A 25,117-nucleotide genomic window follows, 5' to 3' on the forward strand; every position below is an offset into this window, starting at 1 on the left:
ATGCTTCGGCTGCGCCTCTGCATGACGGGCTACCGGCCCACAAAGTACGGCAAACCGGGCGGTACCAGCTCGGCGGGCACCACATCGGGTGTGTATTCCACGCGGCTCAGGTAGAGGCCCTGAGCCGGAGCGGCGCCGCTGGCATCCACGCGGCTCTGGGCCCACAGAATCTGCTGAAACTGCGCGGGCGTGATTTTGCCCCGGCCCACACTCAGCAGCGTGCCCACCACTAGCCGCACCATGCCCCGCACGAAGCGGTTGGCCCGGATGCGGAACACCAGCCCGCCAGGCATTTCGTGCCAACCGGCCTCATACACCACGCACACATAGTGGTTTTCGCCGCCTTTCACCTTGGAAAACGCCGTGAAGTCGCGCGAGCCGAGCAGGTGGGCGGCGGCTTCGTTCATGGCGGCCACGTCGGGCGGCAGGTCCACGTAGAGGGCGCGGCCCACACTGAACGGGTCGGGCACCTGGCGCACATAGTACTCGTAGGTGCGGGCATCGGCGGAGAAGCGAGCATGAGCCTGTGGCGGCACCGGGTGAAGCGCGTAAGCCGCAATGTCGGGTGGCAGGGCACGGTTGAGGCGGTAGAGCAGGGTCTTGATGTCCAGCGTTTCCGGCAGCTCGGCCTCGAAGTGCGCTACTTGGTGGCTGGCGTGCACACCGGTGTCGGTGCGGCCGCTGCCCAGGCAAAACACTGGCTGGCGCAGCACCTGCGACAGGCAGCGGTCCAGTTCCTGCTGCACCGTGAGGGTGTTGGGCTGCACCTGCCAGCCATGGTAGCGGGTGCCGTCGTAGGCCAGATGAAGAAAGTAGCGCACTGCTTTAGGTGATGAGGTGATGGGTTGATGAGGGGACGCCTGCATGTAGTCCTGACTTTAGCCCGTTGTTCTCTACATTAGAATACAGGCCTCGAAGCGAAAAGCATGAGGCCAAAGCCTGCGCTACACGACCAACGCGTAGAGCTTAGAGTCCAGCATCTGGCCATCTTTCACTACACTTTTCCGCATCGTGGCTTCCAGCGCAAAGCCGGCCTTTTCCAGCACCTGCGCCGAGGCCACGTTGGGCTCGAACACCACGGCATACAGCCGGCACACATCAAAATGCGCCAGCACGTAGGCTGATACAGCTTGCACAGCCGCCGTAGCCAGCCCGCGCCCCCAATATGGTCGCGCCAGCCAGTAGCCGATTTCGGCCGAGCGGCGGCGCACGTCGCTCTTGAAATGCACCCCGATGCTGCCCACGGCCACACCATCCACCGCAAATGCCAAGTGCAGGTCGCGCGGGTTGTCGGCAGCCAGGGCCAGGAAGTACTCGGCATCCTGGGCGGTGTAGGGGTGCGGAAATGTGTCGCGCAGGTTCTGCCAGATACTTCGGTCGTTGGCGTACTCGGCCAACGCCGGGGCATCGGCTGGCTGCCACGGGCGCAGGCACGCACCCGGCTGGGGCAACGGCAGCGTAGGCGTGAGCCGGTAATCGGTCATATGGCTGTTGATTGATAGTTGCTGGTTATTGATGATTGCAAAGTATCGACTAACAGCTACAACCAAATTTTAACAACTGCCAATCAACAGCCGGCTAACCCATTTACATCCGCTCGTAAATCACGGAAGCGCCCTGCCCTACGCCTACACACATGGTCACGAGGCCGTAGCGCACGTTTTCGCGGCGCTGCATTTCGTGGAGCAGCGTGGCCGTGATGCGCGAGCCGGCCGCGCCCAGCGGGTGCCCGATGGCAATGGAGCCGCCGTTCACATTCACGATGTCCATGTTCAAATCCAGGTCGCGGACGCAGGCAATGCTTTGCGCGGCAAACGCCTCGTTCAGCTCAATCAGCCCGATATCCTGCAAGGTTAGGCCGGCGCGCTGCAGCACTTTTTGGGTAGCCGGCACCGGCCCCAGGCCCATATAGGCCGGATCGACACCCGCCACAGCTGACGCTACCACGCGGGCCATCGGCTTGAGGTTGAAACGCTTGAGAGCGGCCTCGTTGACAACCAGCACACCCGCGGCCCCATCGTTGATTCCGGCTGAGTTACCGGCCGTGACGGTGCCATCGACGGGCTGGAAGGCGGGCCGGATAGAAGCCAGCTTTTCCATAGTGCTCAGGCGCGGCGGCTCGTCGGTATCGAACAGCGCGGCAGCCCCCTTGGGGTTGGCCACGAACACCGGCGCAATTTCCTTGCGGAAGCGCCCTTTCTCGGCGGCCCGGTGGTATTTGCGCTGCGAGTTGAAGGCAAACTCGTCCTGCTCGGTGCGGGTGATGCCGTACTTGCGCGCTACGTTCTCCGCCGTTTCGCCCATGGCAAACGGGTGGTGCATTTTGCTCAGCTTGGGGTTGGTGAAGCGCCAGCCCAGCGTAGTGTCGTGGGCCGTCAACTCGCGCCCGAAGGCGGTTTCTGACTTGGCCATCACAAACGGGGCGCGGGTCATGCTTTCGGCCCCGCCAGCTAGGTACACGTCGCCTTCGCCAGCCATGATGGCGCGCGAGGCATCTGTAATGCTCTGCAGGCCGGAGGCGCATAGGCGGTTCACGGTGCAGCCCGGCACCGTGATGGGCAGGCCGGCCAGCAGCGCCGCCATGCGGGCTACGTTGCGGTTGTCTTCGCCGGCCTGATTGGCGGCGCCAATAATTACGTCTTCTACCGCGGCTTTATCGAGGGAAGGGTTGCGACGTAGCAGCTCGCGTAAAATGTGGGCGGCTAGGTCGTCGGGACGGACGCTACTCAGGGCTCCTGCGAAACGGGCAATCGGAGTCCGGACGGCGTCAACTATGTAAGCGGTAGGCATTGGTAAGTTCGGATGCAGTTATTCCAGTCGTTGTTGGCTACTTTTGCCGGCCCGGCGGCACTGCCGACGGCCTAAACTGACAAAACACAAAGATGATACAAAGAATCCAAAGCGTATTCCTGCTGCTGTTGGCCCTGTGCATGGTAGCCGTGCTGTTTCTGCCCCTCTGGCACAAAGCCGACCCTACTACCGGCCAGGAACTGACCATGACGGCCCTGGAATTTAGCTACAACTTCGAGACGAAAGGCCCGGAAAATGGCCTCACGCCACCCGGCCCGGTCTGGGTTATTGCGGCGTTTGCGGCGGCATCGGCGGCGGTGGCGCTGTTCGAGATTTTTCAGTTCCGCAACCGGTTCCTGCAGCTCAAACTGGGCATGCTCAACCTGCTGCTGATTTTGTGCACCATCGGGGCCGGGTTCTACTTCTCCACCCTGGGCGAGCAGGCGCTTAACGTGAAGATGCTGGGTTCCTACCAGGCCGGCTTCTACCTGCCCACGCTGGCGCTGATGCTAAATCTGCTGGCGAACCGCTTTATCCGCCGCGACGAGCAGTTGGTGCGTAGCATGGACCGCCTACGCTAGGCTAGTATCGTCTTCCACATGAAAAAGGCGGCCCCACCTGTGTGGGGCCGCCTTTTTTGTGTACATGTAGCTAGTTCTTTATCGTTGCTGCTGAGCCAGATATTCCTGGAATTCGCGGGCAGTAGCCGAAAACGTAAAGCCTTCATTCAAACGGTACAGATTCTGGCGGTCAGCCACACGCCCGGCTCCAAACTTAGCCAACTCCAGTTTCGACGACTCAAAACTCAACTCTTTCATCAGCAGAGCCAAGTCATCCGCCTGGATGGTGGTTTCACTTAAGGCCTGCTGCAGCAGAGGCAATCTGTCCTTATCGAACGATTGGCGTTGCACGGCCGCACGGAGTGCATCGACATCCTGAGGAGCCATCACGCGGTTATAGCTCACGCCACCGCCAGGGTAATAGCCTCCGTTATCTTGGTTGCCAGTAGTATATTCCCCGTTGCCATAGCCACCCGGCTGATTGATAGGAGGGTGGCTGCCATAGCCGCCGCTTCCATAAACCGGGCCGCCGTTTGGGTAGCCACTAGGCCCATTGCCATAGTAGCCCCCACGCAAAGGAACAGCTGCTACTTTGCGCAACTCCGGTGCGCGACCAGGGCGGGTTAGAAGCACAAAGCTAGTTTCCAAGCCAGGGTCGAGAAATACTCGGGTGCGGTAGCTGATAGCCCGGCCATTAGCCGTCGGAATCAGAAACTCAGCCATGTGGGTGCCGGCCGCAATCCGGTCGAGGTGCACTTGGCGGGCACCACCACGCGTGAGTGGGCGGCCATCAAAACGCAGGTCGAACGGCACCCCACGCTCAGAAGCGAAATTGACATTAGCTGGAGCAGCCTGTAGGCGAGCTGCCGCAACCAAAACCATAGTCAAACAGAAGAGTAGCGCCTTTTTCATCGTAGTAGCAGGTGTAGTCGGAAGCGGTTCAGTTGCATCCGTATTCCTGCTAAGCCAAGGATTGTGCCAGTTCATAAAGTCAACGTTTGGCGGCCTTCCCGCATCCCAAGAATTGCTACTTGCAACCTGACTGACGAGGTTATTTGCGTTGGTTTCGAACACAAAAAAGCCCCTGCGTTTTAGAAACGCAGGGGCTTTTTTATGCTCAGCTTTTCAGCAATGCTTACTCAGCAATCTTGGTCACCTTGAATTCCGTGCGACGGTTGCGCTGATACTGCTCTTCCGTTTTGGCATTCTTGATTTCCGGACGGGTCTCGCCATAGCCTTTGGCCGTGATGCGCGACTTGTCAATGCCTTTCGAAATGATATAGTCTACAGCCGACTGTGCACGTTTCTGCGACAGGGTCTGGTTGTAGGCATCCTTACCACGAGAGTCAGTATGCGAGCTAAGCTCGATAGTGATTTTCGGGTTGTCGTTCAGCGTTTCTACCAACTTGTCCAGCTCGGCAGCAGCATCCGGGCGGATATCAGCCTTATCGTAATCGTAGAAGATGTTCTCGACGCGAATAGCCTTGTTTTTCACGATTTCGGTCAGGGTCAGAGCTACCGGCAGACGAACATCGTTCATTTCGTTGGGCAGTTGGTCCTGCGAAGGTTTGCGACCTACCGTGCTCAATGGCGCGCGGGCCGTGAAGAAACCGGGGCGGTCAGCTACCAGCGAGTAGTTAGCAGCAGCCGAGTCCAGCTTGATGCTGAATTTACCTTCTGCATCAGTCGTTACGGTCTGCAGCTTCTGGCCGTCGCGGCCGAACAGGGCCACTTCTTCGTTGCTGGCCGGAGCCGTTACGCCGGTTTTGTCGTTGCGTGTTACTACTGTACCATCAGCGTAGAACGTAACCAGCTTGAGCGCCTTCTTGCGGAACATGTAGAGGTCGTCCGAGCCTTTGCCGCCTGCGCGGTTGGAGGAGAAGACACCAACATCTTTCGTCGTGAAATAGGGGGCGAAGTCGTCGCCGGAGCTATTGATAGGGGCTCCAAGGTTGGTCACCTTGCCCTTATCTACCATGAAGATGTCGAGCTTGCCCAGACCAGGCTGCCCATCCGACGAGAAATACATCGTGCCGTCGGGAGACACCGCCGGGAAATTTTCGTTGCCGGGGGTGTTTATCTGGTCACCCAGGTTTTCGGCGGGCGAGAAGCGGCCGTTCGGGCCTAGGGTAGCTTTGTAGATGTCGTTGCCGCCCAGACCACCTTTGCGGCTGGAAGCGAAATAGAGCGTCTGGCCATCGGGAGCGAAAGCCGGAGCAAAGTCATCAGCAGTACGGTCGTTGATGTTGGCCAGTACCGGCTCACTCCAAGCGCCGTTCTTGAAGTACGAAATCCACAGGTCAACGCTCAACAGGCCTTTCTTCGAGCCGTCGTTGGAGCGGGCAAATACCATCGTTTTGCCATCCGGGGTGTAGGTGGCGCTGGCTTCGTGCTTGTCTTCGGTGTTGAAAATAGGCTCCAGCTTGCGCACCGTGCCGCCGGTCATCTTGTCGGCATCGTCAAACTTGACGGCGTACAAATCGTTGAAATTCTCGCCGTTGCCCAGAAACTTCTTGCCTTCGCGGCCGGAAGCAAATACGAGCTCCTTGGTATCCGGAATTAAGGAAGAGCCAAATTCAGCGGATGGTGTGTTCACCTGATCAAGAGGCATTACCTCGTTGTTGGTGCGCATTGCCACGATGATGTTAGCCATCTTGGCGTTTTTCGATTCCATTTCGGCGCGGGGAGCGAGGGCGCGGCCAGCATTTGCCTGGGTGTAGGCATCAAACTGTTGCGCAGCTTCGTCATACTTGCCGTTAGCCTTCAGTGCCTGGCCGTAGTAGAACTGAGCATCGGGGGCTTTTACACCGCCGTCGATAGCAGCTTTGTAATAGCTTTCTGATTGCTCAAGGCGGTTGGAAAGGCGGTAGGCCTCTGCCAAACGGTAGTTTGCCGTGGCTACATCCTTGCCTTTTGCGACATCGGCTTTGTACAGCTCAATGGCGGTTTCGTACTCGCCACGAGCAAAGCGTTTGTCTGCTTTACTCATGCCGCCGGAGGTTGCGCAGCCGCTCAGCAGGGCGGTGGAACCGGCTGCGGCGCAAACCAGTAGTAGTTTCTTCATAGGTGGTGAAGGGTGGAGTTGAAGACGAGCCGGCCTTCAATTGGGCCAACCTGGGCCTAATAATACTAAGTTTGAGCAGGATTATAGCCGTAAAGCGAAATTTTTCCCATTTCTAGCCGAAGTACCGAGAGAGCCAAGTTGTGCCCGCAGGGGCTGGAAATGCGCTTTTCAGGGTATCTTTTCGAGAAACAGTAGCATCAAAATAAGGTGTGGTTGAGGTTAGCTGGCCAGCTTCCACCGCCTCTTTCAACTGGCGCCGGTCCAGTAAGCGCACCTGTTCATCTACCAGAAAGGCCAACTGGGATTTCTCCAACAACGATATATCCAGCAGTTGCTCTAACTCCCGCACAAACCGTACGGAAGCATCAATGGAGCAGCCGCTTGCGTCAGCCACCGCTTCATCGAGCCCGACTACCAGAAACTGATGGTGCAACACTTCTGCGGAAGCCTGCAGGGTGCGGCCATGGCTGGTCCACTCCTCCGCAAAACGACTAAGCAATGGCTGGATACGGGCTTCTTCTGCCTCTGTGAGCGAGCGGCTGGCCTGATAAATCCAGACGCGGGCAGAGGCAGGTAATTGGTCGAAAGGAACGTACATCGTGAGCAGGTTAGAGCGTGCCACCCCAGTGGCGCAAGCCTTTGGGGCGCTAATTATTTACAAAAGAAACAGCCCTGCCGGAAGTTCCGGCAGGGCTGTTTGGTATTTCACGTTTCCAGCAGGGTTAAACGGAATCTAAGCGTTCAGGCCTTCTGCCGAGGCAATGAGTTCGGCTAGGTCAAATACCTGCACGTCCGATTCACGCTCCTTATTTTTCACGCCGTCGGCCATCATGGTCATGCAGAACGGACAGGCCACAGCAATAACGCTACCGCCCCGGTTGGAGCCAGCTGGCAGAACTGGCGCGGTGCTTTCTACGCCCTGCAGATTTAGCAGCACGTCGGCGTCGCCGTCGAGGGTGGCCAGGGCTTCCTCGGCGCGCTCCACGTTGATGTCTTTCTTGCCGGGCTCGGGCTCTTTCCACATCTGGGCACCACCAGCGCCGCAGCAGAGGCCGTTTGTTTTGCAGCGCTTCATCTCCAGCAGGTCGGCGTCCAGCACCTCCAGCACGGCGCGGGGCGCTTCGTAGATGTTGTTGGCACGGCCCAGGTAGCAAGAATCGTGGAAGGTGATGCGGCGTCCTTTAAACGACTCGCCGCCTTCCGCCTTCACCTTGCCTTCGTTGATGAGTTGCTGCAGGAAAGTGCTGTGGTGAATCACCTCGTACTCGCCACCCAGGGCCGGATATTCGTTCTTGATGGTGTTGAAGCAGTGCGGACATGCCGTTACCACCTTCTTGATGCCGTAGCCATTAAGCGTGGTAATGTTCTGCATGGCCTGCATCTGAAACAGGAACTCGTTGCCAGCACGCTTAGCCGGGTCGCCGGTGCAGCTTTCTTCCATGCCCAACACGGCGTAGTTCACACCTACGTGCTCCAGAATGCGCACAAAAGCACGGGTTACGCGCTTGTACCGGTCATCAAAGGCGCCGGCACAGCCCACCCAGAACAGAATTTCCGGCGTTTCGCCCCGAGCGGCTAGGTCAGCCATCATCGGAACAGATACTTGACGTTTGGCAGTTTGCTCAGCCATTATAAGGTCGTTTTTTATGTCATCAGGCAGGGCGAAAACGCGGAGCCTGTTTGCTTATCTGATGTATTGGCAGCGCAGTGATGCACTACCTATTTTGTGCTACCTGATGTGCTTCTTAAGCAGTTGCTCCGGCCTTATCGGTCACGTACAGCTCATCGGCCCAGTTGAAGCGGTCCGACGGCGAGAAGGCCCACGGCGCACCATTATTTTCGATGTTCGAGAACATCACGTTCAGCGAGTTTGGCGCAGCCGACTCTTCCAGCACTAGGAAACGGCGCATCTCAATGATGCTTTCCAGTGGGTTGATATTCACGGGGCAGGCTTCCACACAAGCATTGCAAGTGGTGCAAGCCCACAGTTCCTCGGGGGTCACGTAGCCGCGTAGCAGCGTGTGGTTCTCCTTGTCGAGCTGTTCCTGCGGGTCGTGCTTAGCTTCCTTGCCGTAGAGGTTAGGGTTGAAAATCAGCGGCGAGTTGTACTTCTCCTCCATCCGGTCGCGCGTATCCATGATGATTTTGCGCGGCGAGAGCAGCTTGCCGGTCAGGTTAGCGGGGCACACCGAGGTGCAACGGCCACACTCGGTGCAGGAGTACGCATTCAGCAGATTGGTCCAAGCCAAGTCGTTCACGTCTTTGGCTCCGAAGGACGTGGGCGCCGCCTCCGCTCCTTCCGAAACTGGCGGCGTAGGGACTTGGTACGTGGGGTCCATCATGGCTTTCACCTCGTGCGTGATGCTGTCCACGTTCGAGAACTGCCCCTGCGGCATCAGCCGCGAGAAGTACACGTTCGGGAAGGCCATGATGATGTGGAAGTGCTTGGAGCTGGGCAGGTAGTTCAGGAACAGCAGAATACCTACAATGTGCGCCCACCAGCCCACACGCTCTAGCACATGCAGCGCAGTAACACTATCCGGAAACAGGCCTGTGAGCAAGCTACTGACCGGAAATGCACCCGGCAGATCTTTGCCTTCCAACTGATGCATCTTCAAGTCTGCAGTGTTCATCATAAACAGCGCCACCATCAGAATTACTTCGATGTAGAGGATTACGTTGGCATCCATCCGAGGCCAAGCACGCATCTCGGGGCCCGTAAACCGGCGTACGACACTGCCGTTGCGACGCCACCAGAAGGCTGCCACTGCCAATATCACCAGCGCGCCCAGCACCTCATTGGTGCCCGTTAGCGCCGAGTACAGCGGCCCCATGAAACCGAGCACCCGGTGTGTCCCAAAGATGCCGTCAATCAGGATTTCAATGACTTCAATGTTGATGACAATGAAGCCGACATAGACAATCAGGTGCAGGAAAGCCGGCGTAAGGCGCTTGAACATCTTCTGCTGCCCGAAAGCCACCAGCAGTGTCTTCCAAAGTCGCTCGTTCACGTTGCCACTCATGTCCCGGTCGCGCCCGACGAGGATGTTGGCTCTGATCTTCTGCGCTTGCCAGATAAACAGGCCGAAGCCTGCTACTGCCACCAGCAAGAAGATGATGTTTTGAAAGGAGAAATGCACGGGAAAGGGTAGGTTTGGGGTTGGAGCCGAAATATAGTCGTTATGCATAACAAATTACTTGTTTTGCCTCCGATAGTTTTCAGCCAGAACATTTTTTTACGTTACGGCTTGCGGGATGGAAATGGTTTACTACTTTTGTGCTCTCCAACGGCTACAATGGCCTGCGGAGCACCCGGAGCTGGTAATGTAGCTCAGTTGGTAGAGCACAGCACTGAAAATGCTGGTGTCGTTGGTTCGATTCCAATCATTACCACTAGAAACCCTCTTAGCACTGCGCTGAGAGGGTTTTTTGTTTTCTGGGGTACTCCAAAGGGGACAAAGGTGGGGGCTCGCGGATAGACTAGTGTACATTCCTGTACTTTTAGACAATATTTTATAGCAATTACGAGAATGCAACACATAATCCCCTTCGATGCTTACACCAACACTCAAACTCTGTCAGAATTCCTATTAGACAACAGACACGTCAAAGTAATAATTGAGAAGCCTAAGCTTGAGTCTGTACTTGTCACAATGAATAGTGTCAATACAGTGAAGCCATTTCATGTAGTATCACTTGCCTGCCTGCTGGAGGAATACTATATCGCTGGTATAAGCATTTTGTTTGCGCACAGCACATCCGATGTTTATGCATATATGCAAAACATCGGTTTCACGGACATGTGGGCCAAAGGTAAAGCACTTAAGCACACAGGATTTACACCGGTAAATGACCCTACTGCATTTGCGGTATGGAAAGCTGATCCAACGCTAATGACGGATTATGTTAACAGTGCTTACAGCCATTATAAGTACAGCTTTTTCAGAGAGAAGGACATTGCCATTCTGACTACCTACTTGACAGAGATATTTAATAATGTGTTCGATCATGCTTTCGCTAAAGGAGCAACTACCAGAACAGCATTTGGTATGCTACAGTACTATCCTCGCAATAAGAGGCTTTTCATCTCCGTTTCTGACTTCGGGATGGGGATACCAGCTTCAGTTAACAGATTCCTAAGAGATAACCAACTGCCCGAATTAAGCCCACCTGAAGCCCTGTACAAAGCTAGGACTCTTGGGTTTTCATCGCAGTCACGCCCACATAATAAGGGGCTAGGGCTGGACACCTTACGTACAGGCCTTACGTCTCTCCGAGGCACATTGACCATTCAAACATCTCAAGCTATATATCACGTCAGCCGAGATGGCAAGGAAACTATATATCCATTACCGGGGATCAATTTCCCAGGAACGACTGTTAATATCAAGATTTTCTATAACGGGCTATCTGAGCATGAACCTGACGAAATCCAAGATGAGGCCACGCTGTTTTAACATCGGTTTCGTATACTGCTTAAGTTTCCCACCTTCCAATTGAGCCCACAGACTATGAGCAATGTAGCATCAGATGGTGTGGTATTGAATATTTCCGATATCACGCCAGGAACATACAGCAACGTAGATGGCCTGACTTTGCTGATCGCCATTAAAAATGCATTTGATAACCAAGCGGAATATGTCACTCTATCATTACAAGGCGTTATTGGGTTTTCAAGCTCGTTCTTGAATTCGTCCCTTGGCACCTTATATGAGGAGATGGGTATCGCTGGTTTCAAGCGTATTCGGTTGGTCAATTACAAGCCAGCCCAACTCGTGCAACTAAAAAAATACATGACTGATGTAGTTCAGTTGCATAAAGCCGAATAGACTGACACCCAACACATATATAAAGCCCTGGTATGATATCATACCAGGGCTTTTTCGTCCTGAGCTATGTTATGACAGCAGGCAGTCAATCATCCTTATTCCTTAGTTTGTTCAACGGGCCTCTGTCAACATCCGCACTATCACTTACTTGTTCAAAAGATATGTTGCGTGGATCAATCCAGATATCCTTCATTTCGCCGGTATCAAGGTCCTCTTGATACCCTCTGATCAGCCCATGCACTTGTAGCGTTACATGATAATCTGGATAGCTTGGACTATTAGTCACACTTACTTGAGCGCGGTACTTAGCACCCATGAAGATGCTTGTTAGGCCCTCATCACGATTAATATCGCCTTGGTACTGCATATGGTAAGCTGCTATTTTAGCGCGAATGGCATCAAACGTTATTCTATCAGCGCAACTGTATGTAATGTAAGGATAGTGATCTACCTGACTACGCAATTCAATTTGACCAACTGATTCTTGTTTCATGTTGTTGAAGAACCAATAGGCTTTGAAAATCGAATCGCCTTCTGAAACAGTTTGATTAAACTTCCATCCTCTTTTTGCTAAGTAGGCATCCATATCGAGGCGACTTAGCCCATTGAGATGAATCAACTGATCAAAGCTAAGCCCTTGGGAATGCGTCAAGCCTACTGTGCATACAGTTAGGAATAGGGATAGTAGAAGTGCTTTCACAAGTATTTGTTTCAGATTCTGCTGTTCGGAAACATCATTTCAATTGACCTCTTTATAGCGGTAGCCGGCATCCTTAACATACTGTGCCAGATAAGCCCCATGCGAACTGGCATTCATCAAGCCCACATAGATGCGTTTAGGCACGCCGTAGTATTGATATACAGAGCCATTTCTGAACTCGACTTCCAATATCTCAGCCTTCTCATCATAGCCTATTGAGGCAATGTTGTTGGACTGAACACGGGTACGTGGTATAAGGAATGCTTCATAAGCGGGTCGTGCCACTGCCGCAACATGTCCGGGGTCTAGCCCAAGGGCGCTAGCTACTACTGCAATGGCGTATAGTTTTCGCATACAATCAAGATGTAAGGGGTTATTGAAAGGTACAGCGAGTTCCACTCTGGGCAGAGGGATACTCCTCTCTATCAAAATCTTTGCAAAGTGCGTAGTGCGTAACCGTTACGCACCTACGCATTCTACGCACTAAAACACACTGTAAGGAGCAATCATCACTTGACTTAATCAGGTCGGCAATAAAATTGGGAGCTTTCTTTCCTACTTCCCAGACCTATACTCCTACCACACCGAATCAAAATCTAATCCTATATGCATGCCCCAAACATTATCATTAAATGGCAAAGACCAACGCATTGTATACCAGCAAATTGAATCACACTTTACAATGTATAAACTCATTCCGATAGAGCAAAAATTTATTGTTTATATTATTTTTCAGTGCGCTAACAAGGTGAGTATGTTTAAGCTCAGGAAGCAGATATTCGCTTTCGCCTGACACTTTTACACACCTTTTAAGAGCATGAACCCACTTAGTGAACCCATCTCCACACTGGGCACAACCATTGCTACTGCTATCCAGCAGACTATAAACGCAGCCATAAGGTCTGCTACTCAATCTCTCCGGGATGAGTTAGAAGTACTGCGCCAGCTCAACGACCAGTACGTTGACACAACCACGGCACAGAAAATCATGGGCTGTAGCCGCAAGTGGCTGGAAACCGAACGCAAGAAGCCCGGCACTGTGCTCATCGTCAGCTACGCCGGAAGCAAGCCGACCTACTCCCGCGCTTCGCTCCACGCCTACCAAATGTCCCGCACTGTGACGCCTCATCGAAAACATTCGAGGCGCGGGTAGCATACAATCTGGCTCGATTAGTTAGTAGCACTTCATACAGCCACGAAGCCCATTAGCCTGTGCCTGTCCTGCTGTCAGGTTTTTGACCTCATGTGAGCAACGACGGAGGGCCGCGCAGTCGCGGTTGCCGTGATAGACTTGCGTGGTCCCATTGGCACAGACATAAACGGCTGTAGCCGTATTTCTCGTGTTGCCAGTCGAAGCAGCTGGAGATAGGATAGGGACAGTGGCTGCTCCTGTGAGGGCAAGTAATAGCCCGAAGCCTACAAATAGTCTTTTCACTATATATGACTGAGTTGACATTATTGCAATATGGCAACTTCTCTATCTGTATACAACATCAGGCCAGAAAGAGAAAGCTCCCTTAGCCTGGGTGGTGCATGGCAACTGCTTATTCTGTTTGCTGGTGTAGTAGGAGAGAACAAAATGGTTGTCTCTAAACTCCTTGCTGCATTCCTGTTTTTCAATTCCTCGAAGCATTCCTGCTAAAGCCAGCCTACTGGATAACCTACCCCAAACGCGGCGTCAAAGCGGTAACTTGTAAGAGTTCGGGCAGCCTTTGCACCCGACCAAACAATGCTGACCCACTGCCCAATTGAATACAGGCTTTCCTTCCGCTCTCACCCACTCGCTAACCGGCCCCGGCCCGGTCGGCGACCATTCCGGCATCACGCTCCGCAGTATAGGGGCCGATGTATTTCACTACACGCTGATTCCGCTAAGCGGCTCTGCGGCAACTGCGCCGGATATGAGTCTAGCCCGGCGCATGGACCTCTTTCTGGGGGAGACGCATCTTGCCGCGCTGGACTTCAACGCGCCCTATGAAGGGAAGCCCTTCTCTATCACGCACAACGGCGTGGAGTACGAGGGAAACTTCTTTCACGGCGAAATCGACTTTAAGCCCTCGCTCGCATGGTCGCGATAGACAAACGCATCACGCGCTTTGTCTGGTACAAAGCCCCATTGAGCTTGCCGCTGGCCGTGTGGAAGTCTAACATCCGCGTTGTACGGGTGGTCAACAGTGTTGGGTCGGGCTTTGTCAGCTACGACCCAACCAAGAGCCTGAACGGCCTGCTTACCATCCAGACAGGTATGGTCGTGGAACTGGATGCCATCGGCTGGGAGAACGGCGGCTTTACCATCGACAACGGCGAAGCTGCGCCAACAGGCGGCGTGTCCGACCACGGGGTGCTACAGGGCTTGGGCGACGACGACCACCCGCAGTACTTTAACGCGGCCCGGCTGACGCAGGTACTAGCCACTGCCAACGAAGCCAACCGGAACCGGGCCAACCATACCGGGCGACAGGATATCAGTACCATTGAGGGGCTGCAAGCGGTGCTGGACGGGAAGGCGGCTGATATGCACTTGCATACCCCGTTGCAGGTGGATGGATTCACTGCCGACCAGATAGGTCCCGGCTCACCGGCCGGAAACTTGATTGCGGTAATGCAGTGGATGCTTGCGCGGGATACGGGCACGCCTACGCCTACTCAGCTGACAGCGCCCACCGGCAGCCAGGCCACGGCCCTGAGCACCACCTCACTCAACATCACGGCCTCAGCAGTCCCGAACGCGAGCAGCTACAAGTTGCTGCGCAGCGCCACGTCGGGCGGCACCTTCGCCCAGGTCGGTGGGGCCTTGGCCTCGCCGGTCTACACGGATTCCGGCCTGAGCAACGCCACCACCTATTACTACAAGTGGCAGACAGTGGGCAACGGCACTACCTACTTGAATTCACCCTTGGGCGTGGAGTTCAGCGGCACGACGCAGACCAGTACCACGACCACGGCCCTCACAGACGATACGAGCAACGCCGCCACTTTCACGCCCGAATCGGGCAGCACCCGCGAGCAGTGGGGTTTTGAACTTCTCCCCTAATCCGACATGGCGTTAACTCCCCTTACCTCTGCCAACAGTGCCGTCCTACTGAACGGTGACGTGGTGTTTTTTGTCGGCAACCAAGCCATTGCGGCCAACAAGGTGCGCATTGCCCGCCTCGATGGCAGCGGCACCGACAAGCTCAACCCGGTGCCCTTCACCGTGGGCACGCAGAACATTTTGGTCACGGCCATTGGCACCAGCCATATTGTGAGCGGCGTAGCGCAAGCCCCGCAGGCTCGCACGATGGCGCTGCTAGCCGGCAGCGGCGTGTACGCGGCCTACAACTCATCTACCCATGTATTCGGGCAAAATGGGGCCACGGCGGGCGACATTCGCCTGACCTACGTGCCCCAACTGGTTGCCTACATCAACTCGGTGAAGGCCAATTACACGCAGGTGATTGCCCTGTACGAAGGCATGATTAACGGGCTGGAATATTTCAGCCTGCCCAACACGGCGGCAGAACAGGCCAAGGCCGATGAGCTGATTGCTGATATGCGGGCTGGGGCGAATGCCGTTGCCGCCACGGGAGCGAAAGTTATTCTGCTGACCTCGCCACCCTCGCACCGCTCCGAGCAAACCGTGAGCATTGCGCAGGGCGCAGCCGTGGAGCGAGTGCGGCAGACGGTCAACAACGACATGATTGCCAACTTCGCTCTGTACGGGGCGCTGGGAGCGACTGCCTCGCACCGTGACGACCCGCAACTGTACCCGTACCGAGCCTACGAAACCTACCCCGACTACTACGCTGATGCCACGCACTACACCATTGCCGGGCAGCAATTGTGGGGCGAGCGGCATTTGCTGCCCGAAGTTATGCGCGTGGCCAAGCTGCCCAACCCGGTAGTTGAGCCGCCCGTGAGCGACAACCCTGACGACACGCCGCTTTCGCTTGAATGGCTGGAAGCCGATGTGGCTACTGTAGGCAGCAACAATACGCTCACGCGCATGGACGGGCAGGATGGCTTTGATGTGTCGGGCGCGTTCAGCAAGTATGCCATTGGCCCTTCCAACGATACCAACCGGGGCTACGTTGAATTTCTGTACCGCAACTCCCTCAGTGGTATAGTAGTGGGCCTGTGTACGGAGCGCCGCGCTGGGCATAGCATTCTCGATATTCGCTACGGCTTCAACCTCGATGGGCTGCTGGTCAAGGACTACGGCACCCAGCGCGGCGAAGAGCAGACCCTTTCCGACACGTTTACCACAGATACCCTGCTGCGCATTGCCATTGTGGGTAACAATGTAGTGTTGAGCGTTGGAGGCACGACGCTTTCCACGTTGCCGCTGGCAGACGAAGACGTGAGCAAGGCATTGTTTGTGTCGGCAGTCCTGAGCAAGAGCACGGGCACCATAAAGAACCCTATTATTCAGGGGGCCAACGTACTCCCCGCCTTCTACTACGAACCCAGCGGCACGATCAAGCGCCAAGAGGATAGCGCCGACGTGCGCCTTTCGCCTGGCGACTGGACCATCGAAGCCGCCCCTTCGGGCAACCCGGCCGCATTCGGCGGGGGCGATGCCTACGCCACCAACAACGGCGCGTGGCAGGAGTCCACGGTTCCGGCCGGCTGTACGCAGGCCGTATTTGAGGGCTTTGTAAGTAGTGGCGGCGGCACGTATGAAGTGTCGGTAAACGGGGAGGTAGTAGCCACCGGCTCGCAGTACAGCTCCTTCAACAACCGCCGACCTTACTTCGCTACCATCCCCAACCTGCTGCCCGGCGACGTGGTGCGCATGACCAAAACGGGCGGGGCCGTCATGTTTGCCGACCAATTCAAGTTCCTCCCTTAAAATTAGCTTGCTCACTGAAAACGGCCCCGTGTAGCTTCACACGGGGCCGTTTTGCTTCTACATCGGCCGGTCAGCAATGGATGCAAAATTGTTTCGATTAAGCTCTGCATCACAAGTCACCGTGTCGATGACATGAAGGACGCAAGGACTGCTTTCTGGCCTCTAGTTGTGCGGCTCGACGTCGTAGCGCCTGCTGATACTCTTCGTCCGCCTCCTGCTTCCAGTCTTCAGGTGCGTTTTCCCAATCACACATCGGATACGGCGGATTAGGGTAACGTACCTCACCAGCGAAGAAATCATAAATCGAGTGCCATACGGTTCTAAGCCACTGCATAGAATTGGGTTGAAATGGTTGCGGCAACGTTGCCTTTGGGAGTATAGGGCATCATCCAATCGGGGGCAGAAATCCGCTTTCTCGGGCATATTCACGCAGTCGAAGTAGAAGCGAAGGAACAGGAGCTCACCAACCTAGTGGCCAGTAATTAAGCGGCCGCGCATCCGCCTCCCTGCTCAGGCCGCCTGGGAACTCGGCCCGAGCAGCTGCCAGACGTGGCGCGAGATGACAATGTGCACTGGCTGCGTGTTGAGCACGTCTTGTTGAAATTCAAACACAAGTGGGTCGGCAGTGGTATCCAGAATACTAGCGCCCAGAATGGGGCGTGACGGGGAAGCAGAATAGGGCAAAGCGGAAAGATTAAGCACGGATAAAAAGTAAGTCGTCCCAGCAGGTGGTGTAGGCGGGCGTACGCCACTGGCTTTGCCCCACCCACGGTACCTGCGCGTGGATGTTGGCTGGCAAGGCCACCGCGAACTGCACGGTGTTCTTGCCAAACCGCTCGTTGAGGCGGTCCAAGTCGCTCATCAATTTGGCGCGGCGCTCCGCCTGTTCGTTCGACTCAAAGAGTAACAACTGTTGTTGCCCGGCCGTTTCCAGTCCGTCCAGAATTACACCGGCTTTGCGGTACACAGCACCCGGCTCCCAGATGCGCTTGAGCGCGGTCCGCGTGTAGCGCAGCAATTCCACCGTATCACTGGTGGCTACGGGCAGCGTCAGTACCGACGAGCGGGTATGCGGGGGCGGTTCGGTGCCGAAGCGGTTCTTGCTTATAAAGACCGTGAGCGTGTTGGCGGCCGACTGTTGCCGGCGCAGCTTCTCGGCGGCCCGCGAGGCGAAGTACGCCACGGCGGCCACTACATCGGTAAAGGCCGAGACGGGCTGGGCAAACGTGCGGGTGCAGGCAATGCTCTTGCGGCTCAGGCTGCCATCCTCACTAGGGGCCAGACCGTGGCAAGGCGTGCCCTGCAGTTCGCGCACGAGACGCGCTCCAACCACGCCTCCTAATTGCTTTCTTGCCCATCCCTCCGACATTGCCGCCAGCTGCGCGGCCGTGCTGATGCCCTGACTATACAGCTTCTGGGTATACTGCCCGCCAATACCCCATACGTCCTCTACGGGTGTTTGCTCCAGGGCCCATTGCACCCGTTCCGGCGTATCCAGATGCAGCACCCCGTTGAGCAGCGGCGACTTTTTTGCCAACCGATTAGCGAGCTTCGCCAGGGTCTTGGTGGGCGCAATGCCGATGCAGACGGGAATGTGCGTGCGCTTGCGGATCTGGTAGCGCATTGTTGCGGCCAGCGTCGCTAAGTCCCCGTGGTAGCGCCCCATGCCGTGCAGATCCAGAAAGGCTTCGTCAATGGAGTACACCTCTACCTCCGGCACGACTGAACTCAGGTAGTGCATTACGCGGGCCGACATATCCCCGTATAGGGCATAGTTGGACGAGAACACCCTCACCTCATGGCGCTGAATAAGGTCTTTGACCTTAAAGTACGGCTCGCCCATGCGTAGGCCCAACGCCTTGGCTTCGGCACTGCGTGAAATAAGGCACCCGTCGTTGTTGGAAAGCACTACCACTGGCTTTCCTTCTAAGCGTGGCTGGAAGGCCCGCTCGCAGCTCACATAGAAGTTGTTGCAATCAACTAACGCGAACATGACTGCTGAGCCGGCCGCGCCGGGTTTCGGTTACTACATGCGTCACCACACCCCAGACGGTAAATAAGTCGGGTTCGGTAATGCGGACTTCCGGGTAGCAGGGATTGTCGGGCACCAGAAACCATGCCTCCGGCCCTCGCTTTACCAAGCGCTTGACGGTAAACCCACCTTCGAGCATTGCCACCACCACGTCATCGGGTTGCGCTTCCAGCTGGCAGTCCACAGCCAGCAGGGCCCCGTCCCGGATACCTGATTCTCCCCCGGTCATACTGTCGCCCATCACCCGAACCAGATAGGTGGAATCCGGGTGGGGCAACAGCAGCCGGTTCAAATCCAGCTTGACGCCCCGGTGGTCTTCTGCCGGGGAAGGAAAGCCCGCAGGCACTAGCGAATCAAACAAGAGAAGCCACACGGGCTTTCGGGAAACAGGCACTAATACAACTTCACACATAACAACGCAGCAGCAGGTGGGCTGCAAGTATACGTGCAACTAATATAATTAGTCAAATAATTGCCAATTTATTTAGCAAGCATAATTTGCCCGGCCCCGCACTTTTCTTACATTGATGGCTATGCCAGTATCTCATTATGCCTTCCGCCTATTGGAACTCCCTGAGCAATTAGAAGCCGTTTGGCAGGAGGGTCGATTCCTGGCAAATCGGTTTGAAGAGGAAGACGCCATCAACCTCTACCACATGGAAGGCGGATTCTTCGCGGAAGTGTACTACGACCAGTACCAAGACTGCATTCGATGTACACGCACCTTTACAAGTGGGGAGTGCTTAGCAGATTATGCGCCATATGTACGGCTGGACGATCTGAATATACTCTAGTATTCAGACCACAACACTTCGCTATATTCGTGGCCTCACTCCTGCCGGAGATTCTTAGCGATTCATACTTACCCATTTATAATGTCTAAGCAAAAAACAGCTCAAGTGGCAAATGACGACTTGCGTTCAGGCACCAAGCCCTACCAAGAAGTAGCCCGCAAGGTTCTTCCTTATCTAGTTCGGCAAGCAGAAGCGAACCAGCCAATCTATTACTCCGACCTTGCTGAGCAAGTAGGAATGCCCAACCCAAGAAACCTGAATTTTCCGCTTGGCTGTATTGGCCGAGGTCTGATAAGACTCAAAAAAGAACATAAGCTAAACGCCTCCATTCCACCAATTCAATGCTTAGTAGTCAATAAGCAAAACGGCTTACCAGGTGAAGGTATCGGTGACTTTCTAAGCACAAACTACACCAAGCTCACAGGCTCTCAAAAGCGACTTATGGTTGATCGGCATTTGAGCGAAATCTATAATTACCAACACTGGGATTGGGTACTGGATGAGCTTGGAATTCAGCCGGTAAGCAACAACATTGCGAAGCAACTCGATCAAGCCAAGAACTATTCCTCTACGGGCGAGAGTGAGCAACACAGGCTATTCAAGGAATACATCGCTCGCTCTCCGGGTGCTCTTGGCCTTAATCTCCGCTTGGCAAACGGCAGGACGGAATATCCTTTACCATCAGCTGACAGAATAGATGTGGTGTTTGAGGATAAAAGCCTCAGGATTGGGGTAGAAGTTAAGTCCAGCCTCTCGAATGAGGCTGATATACTTCGTGGGCTCTTTCAATGCGTGAAGTACAAGCACTTGATCGAAGCAGAGCAGGTAGTAGAAGGTGGCTGAGGTGGTCGGGTAAATGTGGACAGAATAGGGTCTTATCTTTCGAATGTCATGAAAGACAGCCCCCACCCCGCCAAACGTCGGCGTTATGACGCTACCTTCCGGACCGAGGCCCTGCGTTTGGCGGGCGAGAGCCGCTCGACCCAGGCCGCCGCTCGCGCCCTGAATATCAGCCCCAAACTGCTCTACAAGTGGCAGAAAGAAGCCCTCACGCCCGTGGCGGCGGCTCGTGGGGCGGACTTGGACCCGGCCACGGCGGCCGAGCTGCGCCAGCTGCGGGCTTTAGCCCGGCGGCAGGCGCAGGAGCTGGACATTTTAAAAAAAGCCATTGCCATCTTCTCGGCGACCGACAGCCTATGAGCCGCTACCGCTTCATTGAAGGGCAGCGGAGCCAGTATCCGGTGCGTCTGCTTTGCCACGTAATGGCCGTGCCAGCCAGCGGCTACTACGCCTGGCAACACGCGCGACAGCAGGCCGTAGCTCAGCTAGAACCGGCCTGGGAAACGGACTTGATCAAGGTCTTCGGGGTGCACAAGCGTTGTTATGGTACGCGTCGCCTGCAGGTCGCGCTGCGCAAAAAGGGGCACCGGGTAGGCCGCCAGCGTCTGCGGGCCGCCATGCGTCGCCGGGGCCTGCGCGCACTCCAACCGAAAGCGTTTACGCCGCGCACCACCGATTCGACCCACGGGCTGCGGTGTGCGCTGAACCGACTGCTGGACCAGCCAAAACCCACCCAGGCCAACCGGGTCTGGGTCAGCGACATCACCTACCTGCCGCTGGCAAACGGCGAGTGGGCCTATCTATGCGCTTTTCAGGACATGGCCAGCAAGCACGTGGTGGGCTGGCAAGTCGGGGCCACGATGCCCGAGGAACTGGTGACCAGTGCCTTACAACGCGCTTTTTGGTCGCAGCCGCCTGCCCCGGGCCTGCTCGTGCACTCCGACCGCGGCGGGCAGTACTGCGGCAAGGCGTACCGACAGCTGTTGCACGAGCACCAGGCGCTACGCTCACAGAGCCGCCGCGGCGACTGCTACGACAATGCCCAGGCCGAAAGCCTGTGGTCACGCCTCAAAACGGAGGTGCTCGAAGTCCGCGAGCGGCCCGTTTTTGCTGACCTGGCCGAGGCCCAGCGCAGCGTCGCCGAGTATTTTGACTACTACAATCACGAACGGCTGCACTCCAGTATCGACTACCAGACGCCCTATCACGCTCACCAACAGCTCCTTCCACTTAACACCCTAAACTGTCCAGCCTAACTAGACCACCTCAGGCGTACCCAACAGCCGAGTCATTTTGGCTCTACAAGGCGCAATGCCTACAAAACTGCTATTGACCAAGAACCTATTGGGGATTGAGGTACTAGACAACATAAAGTAGCGTCTATCACAAGACTAATCAATGGCAGGGCTTCGCAAACTGAAGCACCCACCCACATAGGGTGCGTTTTGCTGAAGCGAAGAAACAACACCGCTGGCCGGGTGGGTGGTGCTACTAATTGCTCAAATAAACTTGATCTGCATCCAAAATATTATGTTCCTCGATCCCGAAACAACGCCCTCTTTAGTGAGTACCACTATACAGATAATATCATTCTTAGGAGTGGTGTATGCAACTGTCGTTTTAAGAAAGCAGATTCAGCTATTACGGGAGCAAACAGCTACACAAAAGAGTGTTGCAGAATACATGAAGACCTCAATCGACATGTCAAATTCTTATGCATCTACTTTTAACCCGGATACCATCAAGAAATTTATCGAACTTCAGAAAGAAGCGGCCGAGGCAGAAGCAGCCAATAAATTCAGAAGTGAAATATCGGTTTTAAAATCACTGAATGAAGAGCAAGCCGCTTCGCTAAGAGGTCTGTTAAATAAAGATAACAGTGGGGTATCCCCTACAGATATAGAATCACAGAAAAGGTCAATAGAGCAAGTTCACGAACAGCTTATCAAGCTAACCGAACTGGCTAATGGAAAGCAAATTGCTGTTGCCTCTATTCAAGATCTTCCTGCTGCAATTAATCAGTATTCAATGATATGCAATATAGTTACGAGTGTAATCGGCAAATATCCCCCTGCTTCCTCATCCATGACATTCGAGAAGCTGAAAGAGAAATATGAGCAGGCAATTTCAGATGCTGCAGTCCAAGGTTTGATTGGGCTTCCTGGTGTTCTGGAGTGGAACCTAGCAATGTCTATTGCTGAATTTGCCGCAAGAAAAAATATGCCTACTGCTTGGAGAAGATAGATAGGCACAACAGCCCTTCCCTGCTTCAATGGCTATCCGCTTCTACCTGCACAGCGCAAGCGTACCTTTATCTCATGCATTACTTACTCCGTCTTCGCTTTGTTGTTCCGCTAGCCTTGCTGGCGTCTCTTTCTGGCTGTTCAGATAAACAAAGCGACCCTACCCCAACGCCCACCCCATCTACGCCGACTACGCCCACCGCTCCGGTAGTGGATGGGCACCTGTCAATGGGCAATCCCAGCGGTGCCACGGCCGATGTGAACATGCCGACCAACTACCTGCTGACCAAAGCGCAGTATGTGGCTTCGTACCACCGGGACCGGGGCATCCCGAACTGGGTGAGTTGGCATTTGGCCACCTCTTGGCTAGGCACAGCGGCCCGGCAGGATGATTTCCGGGCCGATGCCTCACTCCCCGCTGGCTGGTACCAGGTGCAGGCCACCAGCTATTCGGGTTCGGGCTTTGACCGGGGGCATAATTGCCCCTCGGCAGACCGCACGGCTAGTGTCGCCGACAACTCGGCCACTTTCTTTATGACCAACATGATTCCGCAGGCCCCGCGCAACAACCAGCAGACCTGGGCAGACTTGGAAGACTACTGCCGCACGCTGGCCCGGGCCGGGAACGAGTTGTACGTCATCATGGGCCAATACGGCACGGGGGGCGTGGGCTCAAGTGGAGCCAAAACCACATTGGATAACGGCCACGTGACCGTACCGGCCCGGGTCTGGAAAGTGATTGTGGTGTTGCCCATTGGCGAGCAGGACGCCAGCCGGGTCACGAGCACCACCCGCGTGATTGCCGTGGATACGCCCAACGACAATACGCTGAGCACGGCCTGGGGGCAGTACCGCACGACGGTTGATGCTATCGAAGCCGCTACCGGCTACGATATCCTCTCGGCCGTTTCCTCTACGGTGCAGAGTACAGTAGAAGCGCGAGTAGACACCGGGCCTACACAGTAGAAACGTACGAAGAACTCCATAAAGAAAGCGCCCATGCTGAAATAGACAGGGCGCTTTCTTGTATCATAGCTTTTGCGCTATCGGAGCTTTGCATGCTTGTACGAAGGCGTAACCAAACATCGTCGGCTCGGTAGTAGGAAAGCCAGCAGGAGGCTTGAAAAGACTGTTGTTACGAGCTGGTATAATTCTGGTGCAGAGCCGTAGACGAATCAGATTGTCCATACATCGTTCAAAGTCTGTAAAGGGCAACTCTATTACCCTTCGCACCTTGTCTACTTTAAAGGTATAGTACCAGCCCCTTTCCTGCTGCATTAGCCGTCCATCCACTTGTTCATATAAGTGATCTAGGATTAATGCCTGAGTTGGGGTGAGTTGCTTAAGTACATCTGCAAAACTAGGCTCCACCACTTCACTTCCATTCGGAGATGCGGCGTTGGCTAAAAGTGCTGCCCATTTTTCAGAAAGGGAATCATTATCCTCGATGGAAATACCTTCCATGAGTGGCCAAAGTGTTTTCATCGCTATTGGGCTTGGCGTCAGTCCTGCATCCGTCAGCATCTGCTGCGAACGAGTAAACGCCTTGATCTGCTTTCCTAGCCGGTGGATTCGCACATAATCAGCCACCATCCCGCCCATTTCTTCCACGGCCGGGCCCAATACCTTTTTCATGAATGACGCCGCTGCATTCCCGCCAGCCGACGTCAGTACGGTGGTAAGGTCAGACAACTTGCGGCAATGATTGTTCGATGGCAATGAGGCGCTGTAGTAAGTCAGCGGCCTTTTTACTATTAGTCTGCTGCTGGGTAGAAGTGCGGTTAGCCAACTGATGAACCCAATCTATATGATAATTATGCGCCATTAGAGCATCTACGGCATGACAAGTCGAGCCTCTAGTTCGCGTCGCACAAAAGATTAGATCACAGTCTGCAGCAACGAATAAGCCTAACGAATTACTAAGCCGACCACCTGGGTCTCCTTGGCTTTCAATTCCCACCTTCAATACTCCATTGAGGGTAATAATCCGTTGAATATCTGCCTTTGGGTTGTCGTCTGGCAGGTATTCTATAGTAGCAGATGTCCCAAAGTGGCTCATTACCATATCCGCGAATACTTTTAGAGTGGTGGATTTGCCAACACTAGACGGGCCGTACAATGCGATGACCTTCTTCATTAATTAGGCTATTGATTAGCAGAGACTGTTGATTACAAAGATGATTATTCTACCAAATATGTCTGCACTATGTAGCCTTCTAGGTTGCTCAATGTGGCATTCTCAACCGACAACTTCGCCTATTTGGCACCTACTACAGCACGGTCAAGATGCCACGTCAACATTTTCCGCTTTTGACAAGCTACGGCAGACCAGTGCGCCTACTACCTTACTTGAGAAATAATGCAGCGTTACTGCTAGTAGAGAGTATAATATTGGCACTGCACCCTGCACATAATTTAACGACATTTATTATAT

The 25,117-nt window shown here is 54.8% G+C and carries 27 protein-coding genes and 1 tRNA gene; 13 read left to right on the forward strand and 15 right to left on the reverse strand.

Features of this window, described 5'->3' with window-relative positions; translation table 11 throughout:
- Positions 1-29 precede the first annotated feature (29 nt).
- The 3 genes from truA to H4317_RS18965 all read right to left on the reverse strand — a co-directional run bounded on the left by truA (position 30) and on the right by H4317_RS18965 (position 2,790).
- On the reverse strand, positions 30-821 hold the full coding sequence (truA, locus tag H4317_RS18955; RefSeq protein ID WP_185888106.1) for a tRNA pseudouridine(38-40) synthase TruA: 792 nt from the start codon (positions 819-821) through the stop codon (positions 30-32).
- Between the two features lie 123 nt (positions 822-944).
- The gene (locus tag H4317_RS18960; RefSeq protein ID WP_185888107.1) at positions 945-1,484 is read right to left on the reverse strand and encodes a GNAT family N-acetyltransferase; all 540 of its coding nucleotides are present in this window, start codon (positions 1,482-1,484) and stop codon (positions 945-947) included.
- A gap of 103 nt (positions 1,485-1,587) precedes the next feature.
- Positions 1,588-2,790: a thiolase family protein gene (locus H4317_RS18965; protein WP_185888108.1), complete on the reverse strand. Its 1,203-nt coding sequence runs from the start codon at positions 2,788-2,790 to the stop codon at positions 1,588-1,590.
- Positions 2,791-2,882: 92 nt separating this feature from the next.
- Between H4317_RS18965 and H4317_RS18970 the strand changes: the two genes are divergently transcribed.
- Positions 2,883-3,371, forward strand: coding sequence for a DUF4293 domain-containing protein (locus H4317_RS18970; protein WP_185888109.1), 489 nt, complete (start codon positions 2,883-2,885; stop codon positions 3,369-3,371).
- 78 nt (positions 3,372-3,449) lie between these two features.
- Here the strand turns inward: H4317_RS18970 and H4317_RS18975 are convergent, their stop codons facing one another.
- From H4317_RS18975 to H4317_RS18995, 5 genes are all read right to left on the reverse strand, one after another.
- Positions 3,450-4,232 (reverse strand): proline and serine-rich protein 1 family protein, encoded by a 783-nt coding sequence (locus H4317_RS18975; protein ID WP_185888110.1) that lies wholly within the window; start codon positions 4,230-4,232, stop codon positions 3,450-3,452.
- Between the two features lie 253 nt (positions 4,233-4,485).
- Complete coding sequence (locus H4317_RS18980; protein WP_185888111.1) at positions 4,486-6,414, reverse strand: CHU_0125 family OmpA-like outer membrane integrity protein; 1,929 nt, start codon at positions 6,412-6,414, stop codon at positions 4,486-4,488.
- Positions 6,415-6,526: 112 nt separating this feature from the next.
- Positions 6,527-7,036: a hypothetical protein gene (locus H4317_RS18985; protein ID WP_260625744.1), complete on the reverse strand. Its 510-nt coding sequence runs from the start codon at positions 7,034-7,036 to the stop codon at positions 6,527-6,529.
- 111 nt (positions 7,037-7,147) lie between these two features.
- A complete protein-coding gene (locus H4317_RS18990) occupies positions 7,148-8,002 on the reverse strand; it encodes a (Fe-S)-binding protein (RefSeq protein WP_185890103.1) in 855 nt (284 codons plus the stop codon).
- A gap of 157 nt (positions 8,003-8,159) precedes the next feature.
- A complete protein-coding gene (locus H4317_RS18995; protein ID WP_260625745.1) occupies positions 8,160-9,554 on the reverse strand; it encodes a 4Fe-4S dicluster domain-containing protein in 1,395 nt (464 codons plus the stop codon).
- A 180-nt stretch (positions 9,555-9,734) separates the two neighbouring features.
- Between H4317_RS18995 and H4317_RS19000 the strand changes: the two genes are divergently transcribed.
- From H4317_RS19000 to H4317_RS19010, 3 genes are all read left to right on the forward strand, one after another.
- Positions 9,735-9,807: transfer RNA gene (locus tag H4317_RS19000), tRNA-Phe, on the forward strand.
- A gap of 137 nt (positions 9,808-9,944) precedes the next feature.
- The gene (locus H4317_RS19005) at positions 9,945-10,871 is read left to right on the forward strand and encodes an ATP-binding protein (RefSeq protein WP_185888113.1); all 927 of its coding nucleotides are present in this window, start codon (positions 9,945-9,947) and stop codon (positions 10,869-10,871) included.
- Between the two features lie 54 nt (positions 10,872-10,925).
- On the forward strand, positions 10,926-11,243 hold the full coding sequence (locus H4317_RS19010; RefSeq protein WP_185888114.1) for an STAS-like domain-containing protein: 318 nt from the start codon (positions 10,926-10,928) through the stop codon (positions 11,241-11,243).
- 85 nt (positions 11,244-11,328) lie between these two features.
- Here the strand turns inward: H4317_RS19010 and H4317_RS19015 are convergent, their stop codons facing one another.
- Entirely contained in the window at positions 11,329-11,895 is a 567-nt protein-coding gene (locus H4317_RS19015; RefSeq protein WP_185888115.1) for a hypothetical protein, read from the reverse strand.
- Positions 11,896-11,982: 87 nt separating this feature from the next.
- Complete coding sequence (locus H4317_RS19020; RefSeq protein ID WP_221899174.1) at positions 11,983-12,297, reverse strand: KTSC domain-containing protein; 315 nt, start codon at positions 12,295-12,297, stop codon at positions 11,983-11,985.
- Between the two features lie 463 nt (positions 12,298-12,760).
- On the opposite strand from H4317_RS19020, the gene H4317_RS19025 reads away from it, so the two are divergent.
- The 4 genes from H4317_RS19025 (at position 12,761) to H4317_RS19040 (ending at position 16,774) form a co-directional block, all read left to right on the forward strand.
- Positions 12,761-13,096, forward strand: a complete 336-nt coding sequence (locus tag H4317_RS19025) for a hypothetical protein (protein ID WP_185888116.1) — start codon at positions 12,761-12,763, stop codon at positions 13,094-13,096.
- A 595-nt stretch (positions 13,097-13,691) separates the two neighbouring features.
- Positions 13,692-14,021 carry a hypothetical protein gene (locus H4317_RS19030; protein ID WP_185888117.1) on the forward strand — a complete coding sequence of 110 codons (330 nt, stop codon included), beginning with the start codon at positions 13,692-13,694 and terminating at the stop codon, positions 14,019-14,021.
- A complete protein-coding gene (locus tag H4317_RS19035) occupies positions 14,009-14,977 on the forward strand; it encodes a hypothetical protein (protein ID WP_185888118.1) in 969 nt (322 codons plus the stop codon). Before H4317_RS19030 ends, H4317_RS19035 begins: the two co-directional genes overlap by 13 nt.
- 6 nt (positions 14,978-14,983) lie before the next feature.
- Entirely contained in the window at positions 14,984-16,774 is a 1,791-nt protein-coding gene (locus H4317_RS19040) for an SGNH/GDSL hydrolase family protein (protein WP_185888119.1), read from the forward strand.
- Positions 16,775-17,284: 510 nt separating this feature from the next.
- Here the strand turns inward: H4317_RS19040 and H4317_RS19045 are convergent.
- Genes H4317_RS19045 through H4317_RS19055 form a run of 3 tightly spaced genes read right to left on the reverse strand, consistent with a single transcriptional unit; the run spans position 17,285 to position 19,179 of the window.
- Positions 17,285-17,458, reverse strand: a complete 174-nt coding sequence (locus tag H4317_RS19045) for a hypothetical protein (protein WP_185888120.1) — start codon at positions 17,456-17,458, stop codon at positions 17,285-17,287.
- Positions 17,459-17,468: 10 nt separating this feature from the next.
- Positions 17,469-18,767, reverse strand: coding sequence for a Y-family DNA polymerase (locus tag H4317_RS19050; RefSeq protein ID WP_185888121.1), 1,299 nt, complete (start codon positions 18,765-18,767; stop codon positions 17,469-17,471).
- Positions 18,751-19,179 (reverse strand): LexA family protein, encoded by a 429-nt coding sequence (locus H4317_RS19055; RefSeq protein WP_260625746.1) that lies wholly within the window; start codon positions 19,177-19,179, stop codon positions 18,751-18,753. Before H4317_RS19055 ends, H4317_RS19050 begins: the two co-directional genes overlap by 17 nt.
- Positions 19,180-19,681: 502 nt before the next feature.
- Between H4317_RS19055 and H4317_RS19060 the strand changes: the two genes are divergently transcribed.
- The 5 genes from H4317_RS19060 (at position 19,682) to H4317_RS19080 (ending at position 23,649) form a co-directional block, all read left to right on the forward strand.
- Positions 19,682-20,443: a hypothetical protein gene (locus H4317_RS19060; protein WP_185888123.1), complete on the forward strand. Its 762-nt coding sequence runs from the start codon at positions 19,682-19,684 to the stop codon at positions 20,441-20,443.
- Between the two features lie 48 nt (positions 20,444-20,491).
- A complete protein-coding gene (locus H4317_RS19065) occupies positions 20,492-20,800 on the forward strand; it encodes a transposase (RefSeq protein ID WP_185888124.1) in 309 nt (102 codons plus the stop codon).
- The gene (locus H4317_RS19070) at positions 20,797-21,696 is read left to right on the forward strand and encodes an IS3 family transposase (RefSeq protein WP_185890106.1); all 900 of its coding nucleotides are present in this window, start codon (positions 20,797-20,799) and stop codon (positions 21,694-21,696) included. The genes H4317_RS19065 and H4317_RS19070 overlap by 4 nt, the downstream gene beginning before the upstream one ends.
- 274 nt (positions 21,697-21,970) lie before the next feature.
- Positions 21,971-22,684 (forward strand): hypothetical protein, encoded by a 714-nt coding sequence (locus H4317_RS19075; RefSeq protein WP_185888125.1) that lies wholly within the window; start codon positions 21,971-21,973, stop codon positions 22,682-22,684.
- A gap of 74 nt (positions 22,685-22,758) precedes the next feature.
- Positions 22,759-23,649 (forward strand): DNA/RNA non-specific endonuclease, encoded by an 891-nt coding sequence (locus H4317_RS19080; protein WP_185888126.1) that lies wholly within the window; start codon positions 22,759-22,761, stop codon positions 23,647-23,649.
- A gap of 63 nt (positions 23,650-23,712) precedes the next feature.
- On the opposite strand, the gene H4317_RS19085 is transcribed toward H4317_RS19080, so the two are convergent.
- Positions 23,713-24,318, reverse strand: coding sequence for an Abi-alpha family protein (locus H4317_RS19085; protein ID WP_185888127.1), 606 nt, complete (start codon positions 24,316-24,318; stop codon positions 23,713-23,715).
- A 49-nt stretch (positions 24,319-24,367) separates the two neighbouring features.
- Positions 24,368-24,820 (reverse strand): hypothetical protein, encoded by a 453-nt coding sequence (locus H4317_RS19090; protein ID WP_185888128.1) that lies wholly within the window; start codon positions 24,818-24,820, stop codon positions 24,368-24,370.
- Positions 24,821-25,117 lie beyond the last annotated feature (297 nt).

This window comes from Hymenobacter sediminicola (assembly GCF_014250515.1).
In the GTDB taxonomy this organism is placed as follows: domain Bacteria; phylum Bacteroidota; class Bacteroidia; order Cytophagales; family Hymenobacteraceae; genus Hymenobacter; species Hymenobacter sediminicola.

What these genes read in the sequence shown, in the direction of transcription:
- H4317_RS18960 (WP_185888107.1), bottom strand. Translation starts at nt 1,484, where the DNA reads ATGACCGATTACCGGCTCACGCCTACGCTGCCGTTGCCCCAGCCGGGT.
- H4317_RS18965 (WP_185888108.1), bottom strand. Translation starts at nt 2,790, where the DNA reads ATGCCTACCGCTTACATAGTTGACGCCGTCCGGACTCCGATTGCCCGT.
- H4317_RS18970 (WP_185888109.1), top strand. Translation starts at nt 2,883, where the DNA reads ATGATACAAAGAATCCAAAGCGTATTCCTGCTGCTGTTGGCCCTGTGC.
- H4317_RS18975 (WP_185888110.1), bottom strand. Translation starts at nt 4,232, where the DNA reads ATGGTTTTGGTTGCGGCAGCTCGCCTACAGGCTGCTCCAGCTAATGTC.
- H4317_RS18980 (WP_185888111.1), bottom strand. Translation starts at nt 6,414, where the DNA reads ATGAAGAAACTACTACTGGTTTGCGCCGCAGCCGGTTCCACCGCCCTG.
- H4317_RS18990 (WP_185890103.1), bottom strand. Translation starts at nt 8,002, where the DNA reads ATGGCTGACCTAGCCGCTCGGGGCGAAACGCCGGAAATTCTGTTCTGG.
- H4317_RS19005 (WP_185888113.1), top strand. Translation starts at nt 9,945, where the DNA reads ATGCAACACATAATCCCCTTCGATGCTTACACCAACACTCAAACTCTG.
- H4317_RS19010 (WP_185888114.1), top strand. Translation starts at nt 10,926, where the DNA reads ATGAGCAATGTAGCATCAGATGGTGTGGTATTGAATATTTCCGATATC.
- H4317_RS19020 (WP_221899174.1), bottom strand. Translation starts at nt 12,297, where the DNA reads ATGCGAAAACTATACGCCATTGCAGTAGTAGCTAGCGCCCTTGGGCTA.
- H4317_RS19025 (WP_185888116.1), top strand. Translation starts at nt 12,761, where the DNA reads ATGAACCCACTTAGTGAACCCATCTCCACACTGGGCACAACCATTGCT.
- H4317_RS19035 (WP_185888118.1), top strand. Translation starts at nt 14,009, where the DNA reads ATGGTCGCGATAGACAAACGCATCACGCGCTTTGTCTGGTACAAAGCC.
- H4317_RS19040 (WP_185888119.1), top strand. Translation starts at nt 14,984, where the DNA reads ATGGCGTTAACTCCCCTTACCTCTGCCAACAGTGCCGTCCTACTGAAC.
- H4317_RS19050 (WP_185888121.1), bottom strand. Translation starts at nt 18,767, where the DNA reads ATGTTCGCGTTAGTTGATTGCAACAACTTCTATGTGAGCTGCGAGCGG.
- H4317_RS19060 (WP_185888123.1), top strand. Translation starts at nt 19,682, where the DNA reads ATGTCTAAGCAAAAAACAGCTCAAGTGGCAAATGACGACTTGCGTTCA.
- H4317_RS19065 (WP_185888124.1), top strand. Translation starts at nt 20,492, where the DNA reads ATGAAAGACAGCCCCCACCCCGCCAAACGTCGGCGTTATGACGCTACC.
- H4317_RS19070 (WP_185890106.1), top strand. Translation starts at nt 20,797, where the DNA reads ATGAGCCGCTACCGCTTCATTGAAGGGCAGCGGAGCCAGTATCCGGTG.
- H4317_RS19075 (WP_185888125.1), top strand. Translation starts at nt 21,971, where the DNA reads ATGTTCCTCGATCCCGAAACAACGCCCTCTTTAGTGAGTACCACTATA.
- H4317_RS19080 (WP_185888126.1), top strand. Translation starts at nt 22,759, where the DNA reads ATGCATTACTTACTCCGTCTTCGCTTTGTTGTTCCGCTAGCCTTGCTG.
- H4317_RS19085 (WP_185888127.1), bottom strand. Translation starts at nt 24,318, where the DNA reads ATGAAAAAGGTATTGGGCCCGGCCGTGGAAGAAATGGGCGGGATGGTG.
- H4317_RS19090 (WP_185888128.1), bottom strand. Translation starts at nt 24,820, where the DNA reads ATGAAGAAGGTCATCGCATTGTACGGCCCGTCTAGTGTTGGCAAATCC.